The 17,204-nt window shown below is 66.8% G+C and carries 11 protein-coding genes and 1 tRNA gene; 3 read left to right on the top strand and 9 right to left on the bottom strand.

What is annotated here, in order from left to right; genetic code table 11:
• Positions 1-4: 4 nt before the first annotated feature.
• Positions 5-1,450 (bottom strand): DHA2 family efflux MFS transporter permease subunit, encoded by a 1,446-nt coding sequence (locus ACZY08_RS12505; protein ID WP_463744550.1) that lies wholly within the window; start codon positions 1,448-1,450, stop codon positions 5-7.
• Positions 1,451-1,657: 207 nt separating this feature from the next.
• Between ACZY08_RS12505 and ACZY08_RS12500 the strand changes: the two genes are divergently transcribed.
• Both ACZY08_RS12500 and ACZY08_RS12495 read left to right on the top strand, forming a co-directional pair.
• Positions 1,658-3,124, top strand: coding sequence for a TIGR00366 family protein (locus ACZY08_RS12500; RefSeq protein ID WP_463744551.1), 1,467 nt, complete (start codon positions 1,658-1,660; stop codon positions 3,122-3,124).
• A 35-nt stretch (positions 3,125-3,159) separates the two neighbouring features.
• A complete protein-coding gene (locus tag ACZY08_RS12495) occupies positions 3,160-3,936 on the top strand; it encodes a hypothetical protein (protein ID WP_463744552.1) in 777 nt (258 codons plus the stop codon).
• 82 nt (positions 3,937-4,018) lie between these two features.
• Here the strand turns inward: ACZY08_RS12495 and ACZY08_RS12490 are convergent.
• The 8 genes from ACZY08_RS12490 to ACZY08_RS12455 form a co-directional block, all read right to left on the bottom strand.
• A tRNA-Met gene (locus ACZY08_RS12490) sits at positions 4,019-4,095 on the bottom strand.
• Positions 4,096-4,181: 86 nt separating this feature from the next.
• A complete protein-coding gene (locus ACZY08_RS12485; RefSeq protein WP_463744553.1) occupies positions 4,182-5,603 on the bottom strand; it encodes an FAD-binding oxidoreductase in 1,422 nt (473 codons plus the stop codon).
• Between the two features lie 114 nt (positions 5,604-5,717).
• Positions 5,718-9,134: a BTAD domain-containing putative transcriptional regulator gene (locus tag ACZY08_RS12480; RefSeq protein ID WP_463744554.1), complete on the bottom strand. Its 3,417-nt coding sequence runs from the start codon at positions 9,132-9,134 to the stop codon at positions 5,718-5,720.
• A gap of 47 nt (positions 9,135-9,181) precedes the next feature.
• Positions 9,182-9,712, bottom strand: coding sequence for a hypothetical protein (locus tag ACZY08_RS12475; protein WP_463744555.1), 531 nt, complete (start codon positions 9,710-9,712; stop codon positions 9,182-9,184).
• Entirely contained in the window at positions 9,709-10,884 is a 1,176-nt protein-coding gene (locus tag ACZY08_RS12470) for a type VII secretion target (protein ID WP_463744556.1), read from the bottom strand. The genes ACZY08_RS12475 and ACZY08_RS12470 overlap by 4 nt, the downstream gene beginning before the upstream one ends.
• 25 nt (positions 10,885-10,909) lie before the next feature.
• Positions 10,910-11,431, bottom strand: a complete 522-nt coding sequence (locus ACZY08_RS12465) for a WXG100 family type VII secretion target (protein ID WP_463744557.1) — start codon at positions 11,429-11,431, stop codon at positions 10,910-10,912.
• A 94-nt stretch (positions 11,432-11,525) separates the two neighbouring features.
• Complete coding sequence (locus ACZY08_RS12460) at positions 11,526-14,531, bottom strand: UPF0182 family protein (protein ID WP_463744558.1); 3,006 nt, start codon at positions 14,529-14,531, stop codon at positions 11,526-11,528.
• A gap of 95 nt (positions 14,532-14,626) precedes the next feature.
• The gene (locus ACZY08_RS12455) at positions 14,627-15,667 is read right to left on the bottom strand and encodes a YlbL family protein (RefSeq protein ID WP_463744559.1); all 1,041 of its coding nucleotides are present in this window, start codon (positions 15,665-15,667) and stop codon (positions 14,627-14,629) included.
• Positions 15,668-15,758: 91 nt separating this feature from the next.
• Here ACZY08_RS12455 and ACZY08_RS12450 point away from each other — a divergent pair, with 91 nt between their 5' ends.
• Entirely contained in the window at positions 15,759-17,174 is a 1,416-nt protein-coding gene (locus ACZY08_RS12450) for a zinc-dependent metalloprotease (RefSeq protein ID WP_463744560.1), read from the top strand.
• Positions 17,175-17,204 lie beyond the last annotated feature (30 nt).

The following is a 17,204-nucleotide window of genomic DNA, read 5'->3' as shown; positions in this document are numbered from 1 at the left end:
CGACCTAGTGTGTCGGCGTACCGCCTGCCGGGCTCGGCCGCGGCGCGGTGAAGAACGACCCGATCACGGCGAGCACGCTGATCACCGCGGCAGCCATGAAGGCCGCATGCACGCCAGGTAGATCCGGGGCCCCACCCGAGTGGGATGCCTTGGTCATCACCGTCACGAACAGCGCGGTTCCCGCCGCGCCACCAACCTGCTGCAGCGTCGTCAGGATGGCACTGCCGTGTGAATAGAACCGGTCAGGCAGGACTCCGAGTGCGTCAGTCATCAACGGGGTGAACATCATCGACAAGCCCAGCATCATGACCGACTGCAGGACAACCAGTTCCCACACCGGCGACGCCGCCGACAGCAGCGTGAAACCCCACAGCGACACGCTCAGCATCACCGATCCAGGTACGACCAGCAGACGGGCGCCGTGACGGTCATAGGCCCGCCCGACCAGCGGGCCGGCCAACCCCATCAACAGCCCGCCGGGCAGAGTCGCCAACCCGGCGACCAACGCACTCTGCTTCAACACGTCCTGCACATACAGCGGCACCATGATGATGGCGCCGAACAGCCCCATGAAGCCGAGGACCACCAGGCTCAGCGACACCGAGAACCGCCGGTAGGTGAACGGCCGTAAATCCAGGAACGCGCGATCACGTCGCTGCAACTGAATCTGCCGCGCACCGAATGCCAGCATCGCCACCGCACCGATCACCATCGGCACCCACGCGGGTATCGACTGCTGACCATGAGCGGACTCACCCATGAGCGACAGCCCGAACACCAAGCCCGCGAACGCAATCGCCGACATCGGCACCGAGACAGGATCGATCGGGGTCGGATCTTCCCGCTCATCATCGACGCGCAGCCATGCCAGACCGGCGCCGAGCGCCGCCAAGGCGATCGGCAGCACGATCCAGAACATCCACCGCCAGTCCAGTGAGCCCAGGATGAAACCTGACAACGTCGGTCCGATCGCCGGCGCGACGGCGATGACGATCGAGATGGTCCCCATCATCTGCCCACGCCGGTCGGCGGGGATCAGCATCATGACCGTCGTCATCAGCAGCGGCATCATCACCGCGGTGCCGCAGGCCTGCACGATCCGTCCAACCATGAGAGCCGCGAATCCCGGCGCCAACGCGGCCACCAACGTGCCGGTACAGAACAACGACATCGATGCCAAGTAGATGCCGCGCACCGGGTAGCGCTGCAACAGCGAACCCGACATCGGGATGACCACGGCCATGGTCAGCAGGAAGCCACTGGTCAGCCACTGCGCCGTACTCGCCGAAATATCCAGGTCGACGATCAGGGCCGGCAGCGCGACACTCATGATCGTCTCGTTGAGGATCATCACGAACGCCGAGCCGACCAACAGCGCGATGATGACGTTGGCGCTCGACTGGGCACGCGGATGCGTCGCGATCTCCCCCGTGCTCGGGCCCGTCGTCATTGCCACTCCCTGTCTCCCCCGAGCTTGGTCTGCGCAAGCCACCCAGGGTAGGTGGGGCACCCGACATCAGGGAAACCAGTTTCGCCCCGAAATGATGGCGACCCGGCCGCTACGGGGCAGTTCTGGCGCTAAAGTCCGTGCCGAACCCGCCCTGATGGCGGTCGATGGCGGAGCCGACAGGGCGCCGAAAACGGCGAAGGTGGACCGATGACGACGAGCGAGGACCCTAAGGGCGCCAGTACGGCGCCGCAGACCGAGCCCGGGCGCCGTGGCGTCATCCAATCCCTCACCGCACTGTGTGTGCGCTATGTCGAACGCCTGATGCCGGACCCGTATCTGTTCGCCGTCATCCTCACCCTCATCGTCGCCGGCCTGGTCGCCTTTCTGGTGAAAGGCGCGACGCCTGACGGCATGCTCAAGGCCTGGTACGGCGGTGTGTGGGGTTCGCAGAACATCTTCACGTTCGCCTTCCAGATGGTCCTGATCCTCGTGACGGGCTACACGCTCGCCGAAGCGCCGATCCTCAAACGCGCCATCGTCAACATCGCCGCGAAACCGAAAAACCAGGTCCAGGGCGCCCTGCTCTGTTTCGGTGTGAGCGCGGTCCTGTCCCTGCTGAACTGGGGACTCGGGCTGGTGGCCGGCGCGTTGGTCGCCCGGCAGGTCGCCAAGCGCTTCACCGACGCGCACTTCGGCTACCTCATCGCGGCGGCGTTCATGGGCTTCATCGTCTGGACACAGGGACTGTCATCGTCGATCGCGCTGGCGAACACCGACCCCAGTAGCCCGATCAACGTGATCCACAAGATCACCGATATCACCGTGCCGCTGAGCCTCACGATCTTCCAGCCCTACAGCTGGCTGTCGGTGATCGTCGTGCTGGCCCTGCTCGCACTCGCGATCTGGCGCATGGAGCCCAGGCAGAGCCTTGCCCCCGACCCCGCGGTGTTCGAAGACGAGGAGAAAGCGGAGGCCGAGACGTCGGAAGCCGGATTGCCGGCTCCGCCGGCGGAAGGCAAGAGGACGTTCGCCGAATGGCTGGAGAACCTGTGGATCCTCAATGTCCTCGTATTCGCCGCGGGCATGGCCTATTTCGTCCTCAGCGGTTTCGCACTGAACATCTCGTCGATGATCATGTTGTTCACGATCACGAGTGCCCTGCTGCACCGCACGCCGATCCGGTTCATCCGGGCGTTCACCGGCGCCGCCAAGGTGTCCGGTCCGCTGCTCCTGCAATATCCGCTCTACGGCGGTCTGGTCGGCCTGCTGGGTTACCACGCGAGCGAGGGAACCAAGCCGCTGCAGACGCTGCTGGCCGAGGCTGTCGTGAGCGGCGCGACGCAGCACACGCTGCCGTTCCTGACCTTCATCGGTTCGTTGATCATCAGCCTGTTCGTGCCCTCGGGCGGCGGGCACTGGGCGGTGCAGGGCCCGATAGCGGTCGACTCGGCGCTGGCGATCGGTCAGCAGTCGCCGGCGTATCTGGGGTTGATCTCCATGGCGGTCGCCGTCGGCGAGGGAGTGGCGAACATGATCCAGCCGTTCTGGCTGCTGCCACTACTCGCGATCGCGAAACTCAATGTCCGTCAGGTGATGGGCTTTACCGTCGTCGCGTTCTTGATCGGGGTGTTGGTGTTGGGTGCCACCACTCTCATAGCGCCCCATGTGATTTGACGGCGGTCCCCACTTCACCCGTCTAGGGTCGAAAAATGGGTGAGTCAACGGTGATACGCAGATTGGCGTCGGTGCTGGCCGTCACGTCGGTGATCAGCGCCGCGACGGCGTGCAATTCGGACGGTCCGGGTAATCCGGAAACCACCGGCGACCCGGCCCCGACGATCACCACGAGCGCGTCGGGGACCGCTGACGCCGCAGCGTTCACGGGTTTCATCGAACCCGTCAAGGGCACCGAGGGAACCGTCACCTATCAGGTAGACCTCCCGCAGCTGCGCGGCGGAAACACCGCGGTGCGCAACAAGTTCAACACCGGGATGCGCGCCGCCTTGGACGACTACCTCAAGCCCACCGAGGACAACGCCCCGGTCACCATCGCGCCCGGGGTCCTCGGTGAGGACGACCGCAGCGAGGTATCCCACATCGGCACCGGCGCGGTGGCCGGCGTGCTCCTTGTCAACATCTTCGTCGACCATGCGGCGCATCCGTTCAACGCGGTATCGACGACGGTGACCAACGCGCACACGGCCGAGCCGATCATGATCACCGACCTGTTCACCGACCAGACCGCCGGGCTGACCGCACTCGTCGACGGCATCAAGGCCGAGATCGCCGGCGACGAGAAGCTGGCCAACCAGCCGGTGCCAGAGCCGGTCGCCGATCAGCTCGCCAACTGGGTGCCCGACGACGACGGCCTCGTCGTCTACCTCCCGGTGGCACACGTGCTCGGCGACTACTACCCGGTCACGGTGGACTGGGACGCGATCGCGGGCGTGCTCGCGCCGGAAATGCGGGAGACATTGACGATGTAACGCGGTCCGGATGGCCACCCGCGCCGCCTTGCCACTTGATAGAGAATGGCCCCCGGAGATAATCTCCGAGGGCCATTCTCACTGGTAGCGGGGACAGGATTCGAACCTGCGACCTCTGGGTTATGAGCCCAGCGAGCTACCGAGCTGCTCCACCCCGCGTTGCAAATACAAGATTACCGGGGTCTTAACCAGAGCTCCAAATCGGGTGCTCAGAGGTGGTTTTCGGCCCGAAAACCACTCGGATGTCAGCCGACGAAACGGACCACCTGACCGCACCGGAACACCCCGGCCGGGTCGTGCCGTTCGGCCAGCGCCGCCAGCCAGTGCCGAGTGTCCTCGTCGTAGACCCGGGCGGCCCGCCCGGCATCGTCGGAGGGAGCGAAGTTCGCGAGCTGGCCGCCGGTGGACCACTGCGACAGCGCCACGATGAGTGCGCCGGCCTGCGGCACCACGGCATCGGCGGACGGCGGGGCCAGGACCCCGGCGGTGCTCACCGCGAAGGCGGCGTCGCGATGGCAGAACGCGCTGCGATGGCGCCCCTCACGTGCCAAGGCGCCCCCGAGCAACCGGAGTTCGACGATCGTCTGCACCGAGCCCGAGTCAGGTCCGGCCGCACCCAACAGCACCTCGACCGTCTCAGGGGTCAATTCCCGCAACAGCGTGTGGTGTTCGTAGGTCGGCATCGGATCGACCGGATCGGCGTGCACCGCCCCGATTGCCGCGTACGGCAAGACCGAGACGGTGTCGAGCACCGGAGTGGCGACCGCACGCATCGGTGCCAGCAGCCGTTCAGCCCTGGCGAAGTCGCCGACGTGACCGTCTGCGCTCCTCACGTGCGCCGCGGCATACCGCACCGCCACCGTGAACCGGCCGGCCAACGGCTCGGGAACTCCCGGGAGCGGCGGAAGCTGTTGCAGTGCAATAGACGTCGAGACGGATTCGGGGAGGTCTACACACCAGCTGGCCCACTGCCGCAGCACCGCTGCGGCATCGGCACCGTCGAAAAATACTGCGCCACCGTAGAACTCGGTGATCGGCAGCAGTTCGATCTCGACGGTGGTGACGATGCCCAATGTCGACTTGCCGCCACGCAGCCCCCAGAACAGCTCGGCGTTCTCCTCCGGCGAGGCACGCAAGAGCTCCCCTGCCCCGGTGACCAGTTCGAAGGACCGCACATAGTCCGAGGACAAGCCGAGTGTGCGCACCAACGGTCCGATCCCGCCGCCGGTGAGGAAACCCACCACGCCGACTCCCGGCGCGGATCCGGACACTCCGGCCAGGCCGTGCGGCGTCGCCGCATCGAGCACGTGCTGCCAGGTGGCTCCGGCCGCCACCCGCGCGGTGCGTGTTGCCGGGTCCACGGTGCAGCTGGTCATCCCAGAGGTCACCACGAGGATCGTGTCGGAGGCGACTGCCATGGCGCCGTGGCCGGTGGCCTGGACGCCCACCCGAAATCCCCGGGCCGAGGCGAACCGCACGGTGTTGGCGATGTCGTAGGCCGACGTCGCCAACACCACCGCGGCCGGTTCCACGGTGGCCGCCAAATTCCACGGGGTGGCCTGCTCATAGCCGGCCTCCCCCGGCAGCGCGACGGGGGCGGCGACGTGGGCGCGGAGGCCCTCCAGCGCGTCGTCCAAGCCGTCGTGCGGGAGTTCGGTCAGGGTCATCGGGGTCCTCTCAGAATGCAGCCCAGCAGTCCGGGCGAAGTGTCGGCCTACAGCATCACCGCAACCGCTTGGCGTTCACTTGGCGGCCGGCTCAAGAACGCGGCAAGCCCCCGGTCACGCCAGCGTCAGCGCGCGGGCCGCCAGCCCGACCATGCCCACCGCCTCAGCCTCGGCAGCCAGCTTGCGCGCCGCCTCACGCCGCGCCGAGCCGTCCCCGTCGAGTTCCGGGTCGAGTTGGCACCGCAACAGCGCACACCGCAGCTGGGTGGGCTTGGCCCCGGTGCGGTCCGCGATGTCCTCGGCCAGGGCCAGATCCACCAGCGCCCGCCGGTGATCGCCCCGCAGCGCGTGCAGTCGGGCGGTCGCCAGCGCCACCGGCCCCGCGTGCCCTACCTGCCCGATCATCGCGACGCGATCGGTGAACGGTTCCAGTGCCGCGAGCAGGTCGCCCGCATACTCGTCCAACGCGTAGTCGACAGCCAGGTGCGCCATCCAGGCGGCCTCCCCCAGGCCGGTCCACACCTGCCCACGGCCCGCTTCGGCGCGCCAATCATCCAGCCGGGCAATCGCATCGGCGGGTGAACCCTTGACGGCGGTGAGCAGAGCGGTGTGCACCAGCGCCTCCATCCCGCGCCCGCCGGAATCATCGTCAGACTGTGCGAAGGTGAGGCCCGCCCCGACTGGCCCACCTGTCTCCCGCAGCAGGGTCACCTCGGCCAGTAGACCGCTTCCGGCGCCGTAGAGTTCGGTCTGCTCGTGCACGCGCGCCGCGATCGCGTGGTGACGGCCCGCCTCGGCGAAGTCACCGCGCCAGATCGCCAGCACCGATTCCATCCAGCGCAATTGGGCACGCAGCACGGGAAGGTGTAGTTCCTCGCTGCCCGCCATTCCGGCGCGCAGGTGCCGCTCGGTCAGGTCGATGTCGCCGAGATTCATCGCTGCCATGGTCGCGACCGAGTGCGCGATCACCGTGTCCTCACGGGATCTGCTGTGCTGTAGCGAATTCAGGCGATCGATCCAGTCGAAGGTCGCGGCACTGAATTCGGCCACACCCGAGTAGCTGATGAGCCGGGCCATCAACGTGTCGGCGATGACGTCGGGATCGCCTGTGCTCTTTGCCAACTGATCGGCCCGGTCGAGATGCTCGGCGACCACCGTGGGATCCGGGTGGTAGCAGCGGCCCACTGCCAGCGCCGCCAGGACCCGCGCCTCGGCCGCCGGATACGCCGTCGACATCGCCGCGGCCTCCTCCAACAAGACCAGCAACGGGCCGGGGTCATGGCCCGGCGCCAGCCAGGGCCAACCCCCGCTGGCACGCAGGAGCGCACTGGCCACCCGCCCGGCGGTGTCGGCCCGCTCACTGCGCAGCGCCTCGGCGAGATTCCGCTTGACGGCGTCCAGTACCAGACGCCCGCGGCCCGCGCGCGAATGCGCGTCGAGCATGGCCACCGTCAATTCGTCGCGCTCCGCGTCATTGCGCGCCGGTGCCGGCAACCGGTCGTAGGCGTCGAGCGCCGCCTGCCACCACCGCGCGGCGATGTCCGAACTCCACCGCTGGGTGGCCTGCTCGGCGGCCAACCGACAGGCAGCTACCACCGCCTGCGGATCGGCCAGCGGTTGGGCGGCCACCAGATGCTGGGCACGCCTCGTCACCGCTTCCTCGGAGGCGCTGTCCGCCAACGCATCCGCTACCTGTAAGTGGAGACGGTGACGACGCATGGCCGGCAAGCCGGCAATCAAGTGCTCGCGCAACAGTCCGTGGGCGAAGGCGTAGCCGTCGCCGTTGTGGGCGCTCACCACAATCCGTTCGTCGGCGGCTGCGTCGAGGTGATCGGCAAGGCTGTCGAGGTCGAGCCCTGCCACGCGCGCCAGCACCGGCACCGCGTCGGCGTCGATCGCGTCGCCTATCACCGCTGCCACCCGCACCAGTCCCACGACCTCCGGCGGCAGTCCGGCCAACCGCCGGTCGAGCACCGACTTCACCGCGACAGGTATCTCGTCACGCTCGACGCGCGGCAATCTCGCGTACTCGGAGATGAAGAACGGATTACCACCGGTACGTTCGGTCAGTACGCTGGCCTCGGCGTCATCGACGAAGTCCTCGGCGATCTGATTGACCAGTACCGCAACATCTTCCGATGACAGCGCGGTCAGGGTCAGGTGCCGGTTGCCCGCACCACGGGCCACCGTCGCCAGCAGCCGGGCAACATCTGTGACGTGTTCGCCGTCGCGGACCGTGAGAATTACGGCGATCGGGTGGCCCCACAGCGCACCGGCGATGTAGGCCAGACATGCCGCAGAGGTCGAATCCGCCCACTGCACATCGTCGATCACGACCATCAGCGGACGGCGCGCCGACTCCAGGAGCGTCTGCACCCGCTCGTACACGCGGAACCGCGCGGTGTCGGGATCGGCGTCGCCAGGCACTTCCAGCACCTCGTCAGGGTCACCACCCAGGCCTCGGACCAGCTGCCGCATCGGCCACCACGGCGGAGTCGACGGCCCGTCGGGGCAACTCACCCAGACCGCATCGGAGGAGAGCCGGTCGTCGATCTCCTCGGCCAGGCGCGTCTTTCCAATTCCCGGCGGACCGGACAGCACCAGCCACCGGGTCTCGCCCGCACGGACATCGACGAGAAGGTCTGCGGCGATATCCAATTCGCGACCGCGGCCGATCAGCGCCCCGCGCCCGCAACCAGGAGCCGCAGACTCGACCACCGGCGCGGCAGGGGTATGTACCTCAGCGGCGCCGCTCCACTCCGGGGACCGGGGCCAGGCCGCGAGCTCCGGCGCCTGACGGAGGACCGCGGTCTGCAAATCGCGTAGGTCCACCCCCGGTGTCAGACCCAACTCCTCATCGAGCTCACGAGAGTAGCGGGCATAGATCTCCAGCGCCTCCGAAGCCCGTCCCGACCGGTATTGCGCGAGCATGTGCAGCCACGCACCGCGATCGGAAAGTGGTTCGGCTGAACGCAATTCCGATATCGCGGTCAGCGCCGCCGGGACGCGCCCGAGCGCCAGCAGGGCTGTGATCCGGTGATCGAGGCATTCGTTGCGCACCTCCCGCACGCGCGCGGCATCCCTTGTGACCCAATCCTGGTCCCCCACGTCCTCGAGAAGGTCTCCCCGCCACAGCGCCAGAGCGTCGTCGGCGGCGCTCAGCGCCTCGACCCAACGTTCCTGCTCCACCGCCGCCGCAGCCCGGGCGCAGCAGTCTGAGAACACCGCGACGTCGACCGAACCGGCGGGCACGTCCAGGTAGTAGCCCGGGGGCTGACGCACGATCGGCGAGGCCGTCGCAGCACCGTCGCGCAATGCCCGACGTAGATGGGAGATATAGACCTGCAGGCTGGCGGTGGCACTGGACGGAGGATCCTCACCCCACACGCCGCTGATCAGCCGGTCAACCGAGACGACCCGCCCTTGCGCGAGCAACAACATCGCCAGCACGGCCCGCTGCTTGGGTGCACCGATCTCAACGGTCGCGTCGCCACGCACCACCTGCAGCGGCCCCAGCAAACGAAAGTGCACCGACGCAGCATAATTGTCGGCGCCGCAACCCGGCGAGCAGATACTGCTCACTTCTTTTGCGGCGTGCACACCCCCGCGAACTCCTTGCCTTCCTTCTCCGCCACACCCGCGGCGTCGAGCCAACCGACGCCGTCGAAGAAGAAGGTGTCGGCCGGGTGACTGTCCGATCCGGCGACGACCTCAGCCGTCCGAGCAGTCGCGGGGTACCCCCCAGGCGTGGACTGCACATTGAGAAACAAATATTCCTCTGTGCGCCAATCGAAGTCAGGCGGCGGCGCTTCCGTCACGGTCAGACCCGGATAGGGTCCACCGACGGTGAACCGGCCGAGAGTCGCCGTACCGGAGGTATCGGTCAACACGAGCTTCGGGCCAAATCCAAACCCGACCTCCACCGACCGCACCCCGACGCAGCCCGGCGGCACCCAGATCTCCAGCTTGCCGTCGGTGACCCGCGCACCGAACGCCGGCCGCATCGGGGCGGCGGACGGCGCATCCGACCATCGGCGGTCCTCGGTTCGGCAAGCGGTGAGCCCCACCGCTACCAGCAGCGTCAACAGGACAGCCAGCCAGGACCTCACGAATAACCCCCGTCGGACAAGCCGGCATCGCGTTCCAGCGGGTTGATGCCGGTCTTCTGTTCGATGAGCGCACCCAATCCGTAATCCCGTGCCATCCAGGCGAATCCCTTCTGTGCCCACTGCTCGGAATGGCGCTCCTCGTGGTGCAACAAGCGGTCGAGGTCGAGGGTGCTCTGGAACGGCACACCGCTGTTATCTTGTCCCCAGTTGGCCCCCGATTGGATGATCGTGCTCAGCTGGTCCGCCGGATCCTTGGATCCGTCGATGTTCATCACGAACACATCGCCGTAGGTCGTCCCACCGTGGACGCCGATCTTGTCCATCACGGGCCCGCCCAACCCCATCAGCATGCCGTTGGGTGTCGTGGCCAACGATCCCCCGCCGCCCTTGTCGAAAATCTGGTCATAGCTCCACGAGTTCGCGTTCTGTCGGTCGATGATGCGCTGCACCTCGGAGGCCGAGTAGGGCGTTTCCTCGAAATCGTTCTGAACATCGTCGGCAGTGCCCAGCACGCCGTCGTTGCCGGCCTCGGCGGCGTCGTAGTCGGTGCCGGCGTTGAGGATGTAGGTCATCACCACCGCCTTCTTCGCATCCTCCTTGCTGGTGCCGGGCGGCAGGATGAAGAACGACTTGCCGTCCTTGTCCTTGACCTCCCGCAGTCCGTTGAGCACGTCGAACGACTGCGGGGTGATGTTCTGCTGACGGGCGATATCGACCATGGTCTGCGGATCCACCCCGTGCTTGGACGCATTCTCCAGCCACTGAGCATATTTCGAACCCGGGACCACCGGTCCGGTGAGGAGCCCGGCATCACGCAACGCCTTCTCGTAGTCGTCGACCGGCGGATGCTCACCGGCGTCGGGCAGCTCGGCCGTCCCGGTGAAGTCGATACGTTCGGCTGCCTCGTCGTCGCCGCGCTCGTAACGGTCAGCGGCCACCCCTAGCTTCTGCGCGTACACCGTCACATCGCCACCGAGTAGCTTCGCCTGCTCGGTCAGCGCGGATCCCACCGTTCCGCACGCCGCCCCGACTGCCAGCGCAGGCATCGCCCCGGCGGCACCGGAGATGACCGGCCCCGCGCGATTTCCACTGACGCCATGGCCCGCGGTGTCGAAGGTGGACGCCGTCTCCCGCATCGTCTGTTCATCGACCTCGAGAGTTGCGCTGCTCATGTCACGCAGCCCATGTCCCGAGGCTTCATTTCACGAGGCCTTTGTTGATCCGGTCCATCTTGTTGGCCGTCGACTTGTCCGCCGCGTCGAATTCGGCCAACGCAGTCTGAATGGCCGTCTGCAGCGCCAGGCGCCGCATCCCCCACTTCAACGCCAGCACCGGATAGGCCACCACCAGGGCCTTCAGCCGCCATCCCAGCGAGACCCGGCCCTCGTCGGAGATGTCGAACAGGTCCGCCTCGGGACTCGACACCAGATCCGAAACCCGGGTGCGGATGCCGCCGAGTTCGGCACCACCGGAAGACATCGCGGTGTGCAGCGACTTGAGCCTGTCGCGGTAGAGCTCCTGATCGCCGAACATCTCGTTGGCGTGGCCCTGTGCAGTGTCGGAGGCGGTACCCCGCCAGTCCGAGGCCAACCTTGTCAACTGCATGCGTTCGCGGGCGATTCGACTGTCGAGATCAGACGCCGCCGAAGCCACCTCACCGGCTGCTGACACCAGTTGCTCGGGATGGCTGGCCAGCACCTGCGAGATCGTCACCGCCACCAGCGACTCCTCATCCGTCCGCCGTCCACCGAACTATCGGTCCATTGTCACCCACCGGACCGGCCGGGGGACGCACCAATATTCGACGGAGAAGCTACTTCGACGAATCGAACTTCTTCATCGCATCGTTCAAGCGCTGCAACGCCTGACCGTACTTGCCGAAGTCACCGCTGCGCTGGGCATCCTGCGCCTCGGACAGTGCCGACTCGACTTCCTTGAGAGCCGCGGACTTGGCCGGCGACAACTGCACGGGTTCACCCGGCGGGATCGCTCCCGGCGGCGCGACAACCTGCGGGGCCTGGCCATCGGCATTGGCCGGTGGCTGGGCCGCCGGTGGCGCCTCGGGCGTCCCGGCCGCCTGCGGCTTGCTGTCGGTGGGCGCCACGTTGGTGGCGGTGGCGCCGGCCCCCGGGCCGAACAATTCGGTCAGGGCGTCGCTGACGGTCGGGCCGTAGCCGACCTTGTCGCCGTAGAGCATGGCCACCCGGATCAACCGCGGGTAGGTCGAGGCCGCGTCACTGGTTCCAGGCGATGCGTAAACCGGTGCCACATAGAGCAATCCACCGTCGGCCACCGGCAGGGTCAACAGGTTGCCCCACCGGATCCGGTTCAGGTTGTCCCGTCCGATCACACCGAGGTCCTGCGTCACCGCGGTGTCGGTACTGATCGCGTTGAATGCCTGTTTGGGGCCCTTGACCTCACCCGGGATGGTCAGCACGGTGAGCTTGCCGTAGGTCGCGGGATCCGAGCTGGCACTGACATAGGCGGCCAGGAACTCGCGCTGCAACCAGTTCAGCGCGCTGGTCAACTGGAACGACGCCGAACCGCTGTTGTTCACAAGGTCTTTGGCGACGATGTAGAACGGCGGCTGATAGCTGCTCGCGGTCGGGTTGGGATCCAGCGGCACATTCCAGAAATCGGCGTTGGTGAAGAACTTCACCGGATCGTCGACGTGGTACTTGGTCAGCAGCGACCGCTGAACCTTGAACAGATCCTCGGGATAACGCAGGTGCGCCTGCAGTTCCGGGGAGATGTCCGCCTTCGGTTTGACCGTGCCGGGGAACACACTCATCCAGGCCTTGAGCACCGGATCCTGTTCATCCTGGGCGTACAGCGTCACCGTGCCGTCGTAGGCGTCGACGGTGGCCTTGACCGAGTTGCGGATGTAGGACACCTGCTTGTCGGGGGCCAGCCGGTTGACCGCCACCTCGTTGGAGTCGGCCGTCGCACTCGACAGCGTCGTCAACTCCGAATACGGATAGTTGTCCAGGGTGGTGTAGCCGTCGACGATCCAGACCATGCGCTTGTTGACGATCGCCGGGTACACGGACGTGTCGGTGGTCAACCACGGCGCCACCGCCTCCACGCGCTCCGCCGGATCCCGGTTGAACAGGATCTTGCTGTTCTCACCGATCACGTTGGACAACAGGAAGTTCCGCTCGGCGAACTTGGCGGCGAACACCGACCGCGTCAGCCAGTTGCCGATCGCCACACCGCCGGTGCCCGAATAGCTGTAGTTCTTGGTGTCGGTGTTCGTCTCGTAGTCGTACTCGCGGTCGACATCACCGTTCTTGCCGACGATCGCATAGTCGGCCGAGGTATCGGCGATCACGGGACCGAAGTAGACGCGGGGTTGGTCAAGCGGCGCCGGTCCGGGCGAGACAACCTTGCCGTTGGCGCCGACGACGCTGGCGAGGAACTCGGGGTAACCGCCGTTCTGGTTGGGGTCGTTCGCGATTCCACGCACCGTGTTGGCCGGCGAGGCGATGAATCCGTTGCCGTGGGTGTAGACGGTGTGCCGGTTGATCCAGTCGCGCTGGTTCTCGATCAGCCGGTCCGGGTTGAGTTCGCGTGCGGCGACGACGAAGTCGCGCAGATTGCCGTCAGGCCCGGCATAGCGGTCTATGGCCAGCTGATCCGGGAAGAAGTAGAAGTTCTTACCCTGCTGGAACTGGGTGAATGCGGGGCTGACGATCGTCGGATCGAGCAGCCGGATGTTCGACGTGGTCGCCCGGTCCGCAGCGACCTGCGCGGCGGTGGTCTGACCGTCGCTTTCGTAATTGCGGTACGTCACCGTGTCGTCGGTCAGGCCGTAGGCCTGCCGCGTCGCGGTGATGCTGCGTTTGATGTACTCGCTTTCCTTCTGCGCGGCGTTGGGCTTGACGCTGAACTGCTCGACGACCAGCGGCCACCCGGCACCGACCACCATCGAGCTCAGCAACAACAGCACCACACCGATGGCAGGAATCCGCAAGTCGCGCAGCACGATCGCCGAGAACACCGCCGCCGCACAGATCAGTGCGATCGCCAGCAGGATCAGCTTGGCCGGGAGTACGGCGTTGATATCGGTGTAGCCGGCACCGGTGAACGGCTTGGCAGCGCGCGTGTTGCTCAAAAGCTCGTAGCGGTCCAGCCAGTACGCGAATGCCTTGAGCAGGATCAGGAGGCCGACCAGGCTGATGAGCTGGATCCGTGCGGCACGGCTCAGCGCCCCGCTGCGCCCGGCCAGACGGATCCCACCGAATACGTAGTGCCCCAGTAGGTTCGCGACGAACGCCAGGAACGTCGCGACGAACAGATACGTCAGCACCAGCCGGTAGAACGGCAGATCGAACGCGTAGAAGCCCAGATCCCGACCGAACTGCGGATCGGTGATACCGAAGTCACTGCCATGCAGGAACAACTGCACCCGCACCCAGTAGCTCTGCGCAATCACACCGGCCAGCAGACCGATGAAGACCGGCACTCCGATCCCGAACAACCGCAGCCGGGCCAGCACGGTGGTGCGGTAGCGCGCCACCGGATCATTCGGGCCCGCCGCCGGGACGAACACCGGACGGGTCCGATAGGCCAGCGCCAGGCCGGCGAACACCACCACACCGATGAACAGCCCGACAACGACGAACACGATGAGTCGGGTGGCCAGCACGGTGGTGAACACCGACCGGTACCCCAGCTCGCCGAACCACAACCAGTCGACATAGCCGTCGACCACCCGAGGTCCGATCAACAGTGCCAGCACTGCCACCAGCGCCAGGCCGATCAGCATCCGGCTACGTCGCGTCAGCTTCGGCATCCTCGCCGCGGGCCGCATCCCCACTCGTGAACTCCCGTTTCAGCCTCGGTGGACTCGTGGCATGCCCGACAGGCCGCCCGATTTCCTCTAACTCTAGCCATCCGCAGGCTGCGTGCGGTTCAGCAGCGAGGCGGTTCGCCACCGGCAGAAATCGTGTGCAACGCATCGACGGCCTGGGTCAGCGTGTCCACCTTCACCAACTCCATGCCGTCCTGAGGCGCCGAACGCGCCTCGGTGCAGTTATCGGCGGGCACCAGGAACACCGTGGCGCCCGCGTCCTTGGCGGCCAGCATCTTGTGCGTGATGCCGCCGATGGACCCGACCTTGCCCTCGCCGGTGATGGTTCCGGTACCCGCGATGAACTTGCCGTCGTTGAGGTCGCCGGTGGTCAGCTTGTCGACGACGGCAAGGCTGAACATCAGACCCGCCGACGGGCCGCCGATGTTGGCCAGGTTGAAGTCGATCTCGAACGGCGCCCACGGCGCATCGAGCACACCCACGCCGAGGAACCCGTAGTCCCGGTCCGGGTTGTCACCGAGCGTGATGGTCGCGACCCCCGGCGGGGCGTTCTTGCGACGGAAGTCGATCACCAGCTGCTCACCCGGCTTGGTCTTCTTCAGGATCGCCTGGAACTCGTCGAGGTTGGCCACCGGTGTCCCATTTACCCCGTCGATCGCGTCACCATCGCGCAGCTTGCCCGCCGAAGGACCGGGATCGGTGACGCTCTGCACCGTCACCGCCACCGGGTACTTCAGGAGCGACAGCGCCGCGTACTCGGCGCTGTCCTCGGACTTCTTGAAATCCGAGTTGTTGGCCTCGTCGATCTCGTTCTTGGACTTGTCCGGCGGATACACCAGGTCGCGCGGAACCAGTTGCTCACGGCCCGACATCCACAACGCCATCGCCTGGCCGAGGGTCAGACCGTCACGCTGGGACACCGTGGTCATGTTCAGGTGACCCGAGGTCGGGTGGACCACGGAACCGCCGGTCTCGTCGGTGCTCTTGATGTCGACCACCTGTTTGCCCTCGACGTCGCCGAGCGTGTTGAACGTCGGACCGGGCCCCAGGGACACGAAGGGCACCGTCACCACCGACAGCAGCACGCCGAACGCCACAATCGGCACCAACGCAACCAGCAGCGTCAAAATCCGCCTGTTCACGCCGCCCACAGTAAGGCCTGCACCATCGTGTTCACCCACAGCGTGACCCGCAGGCACACCCGGACACCCCGTCATGAGTACCGTTGTGGGTATGGCTGACCTGCCCTTCGGCTTCTCCGCCGGGAACGACCCGGACCGAGACAAAGACAAGAAGGACCCCGATTCGGGGTCCGGCCCCGGCAACTCCGGGCCAGGTCCGGGTTCGGATCCGTTCGGTTTGGGCATGGGCGGAGCCAACTTCGACATGGGCGACCTCGGGCAGATCTTCACCAAGCTCGGCGAGATGTTCAGCGGCGCAGGCGGCGCCATGGGCGGCAAACAATCCGGTCCGGTGAACTACGACCTCGCCCGGCAGTTGGCGTCCAACTCGATCGGGTTCGTCGCCCCGGTGCCGGAAAAGACCACCGGCGCGGTAGCCGACGCGGTACGTCTGGCCGAGACCTGGCTCGACGGCGTGACCCCGCTGCCCGCGGGCACCACCAGGTCGGCGGCCTGGACCCCGAGCGACTGGCTGGACAACACGCTCGACACCTGGAAGCGGTTGTGCGACCCGGTGGCCGAGCAGATCTCCTCGGTCTGGGCGTCGGCGCTGCCCGAAGAGGCCAAGAGCATGGCCGGTCCGCTGCTGGCGATGATGTCGCAGATGGGCGGCATGGCGTTCGGCTCCCAACTGGGCCAGGCGCTGGGCAAGCTGTCCCGCGAGGTACTCACCTCCACCGACGTCGGCCTGCCGCTGGGCCCCAAGGGCGTTGCGGCACTCATGCCGGAGGCCATCGAATCGCTGGCCGAGGGCCTGGAGCGCCCGCGCAGCGAGATCCTGACCTTCCTGGCCGCGCGGGAGGCCGCCCACCACCGGCTGTTCAGCCATGTGCCGTGGCTGTCCAGCCAGTTGCTCGGCACCGTCGAGGCCTTCGCCAAGGGCATGAAGGTCGACATGTCGGGTATCGAGGACTTCGCCCGCGGATTCAACCCGGCCTCCCTCGGCGACCCGTCGGAGATGGAGCAGCTGCTCAACCAGGGCATCTTCGAGCCCAAAGCCACCCCCGAGCAGGAAGCCGCCCTGGAGCGGCTGGAAACCCTGCTCGCGCTCATCGAGGGCTGGGTGCAGACCGTCGTCATCGCGGCGCTGGGCGACCGCATCCCCGGCACCTCGGCACTGGCCGAGACGCTCCGTCGTCGGCGCGCCACCGGCGGGCCCGCCGAACAGACCTTCGCCACGCTCGTCGGCCTGGAACTGCGCCCCCGCAAGATGCGCGAAGCCGCGGTGCTGTGGGAACGGCTGACCGAGGCAGTGGGCACCGACGTCCGCGACAGCGTGTGGCAGCACCCCGACCTGCTGCCCAGCGCAACCGACCTCGACGATCCGGCCGGCTTCATCGACCGGATGATCGGCGGCGACACCAGCGGCATCGACAGCGCCTTCGAACAGGCCATCGCCGACCTGGAGAAAGAGCAGCGCGAGGGTGGCGAAGGCGGCGCCGAGGGTGACGGCGGCAGCCGGTCCTGACCCCCGCACGGCGGCCTGTGGATAACTGAA

This window comes from Mycobacterium sp. IDUB_9, assembly GCF_055419505.1.
This window is presented reverse-complemented; position numbering and strand designations above follow the sequence as displayed.

Excerpts from the sequence above, each read along its gene's own strand:
- ACZY08_RS12505 (WP_463744550.1), bottom strand. The coding sequence starts at position 1,450 with ATGACGACGGGCCCGAGCACGGGGGAGATCGCGACGCATCCGCGTGCC.
- ACZY08_RS12500 (WP_463744551.1), top strand. The coding sequence starts at position 1,658 with ATGACGACGAGCGAGGACCCTAAGGGCGCCAGTACGGCGCCGCAGACC.
- ACZY08_RS12495 (WP_463744552.1), top strand. The coding sequence starts at position 3,160 with ATGGGTGAGTCAACGGTGATACGCAGATTGGCGTCGGTGCTGGCCGTC.
- ACZY08_RS12485 (WP_463744553.1), bottom strand. The coding sequence starts at position 5,603 with ATGACCCTGACCGAACTCCCGCACGACGGCTTGGACGACGCGCTGGAG.
- ACZY08_RS12470 (WP_463744556.1), bottom strand. The coding sequence starts at position 10,884 with ATGAGCAGCGCAACTCTCGAGGTCGATGAACAGACGATGCGGGAGACG.
- ACZY08_RS12450 (WP_463744560.1), top strand. The coding sequence starts at position 15,759 with ATGGCTGACCTGCCCTTCGGCTTCTCCGCCGGGAACGACCCGGACCGA.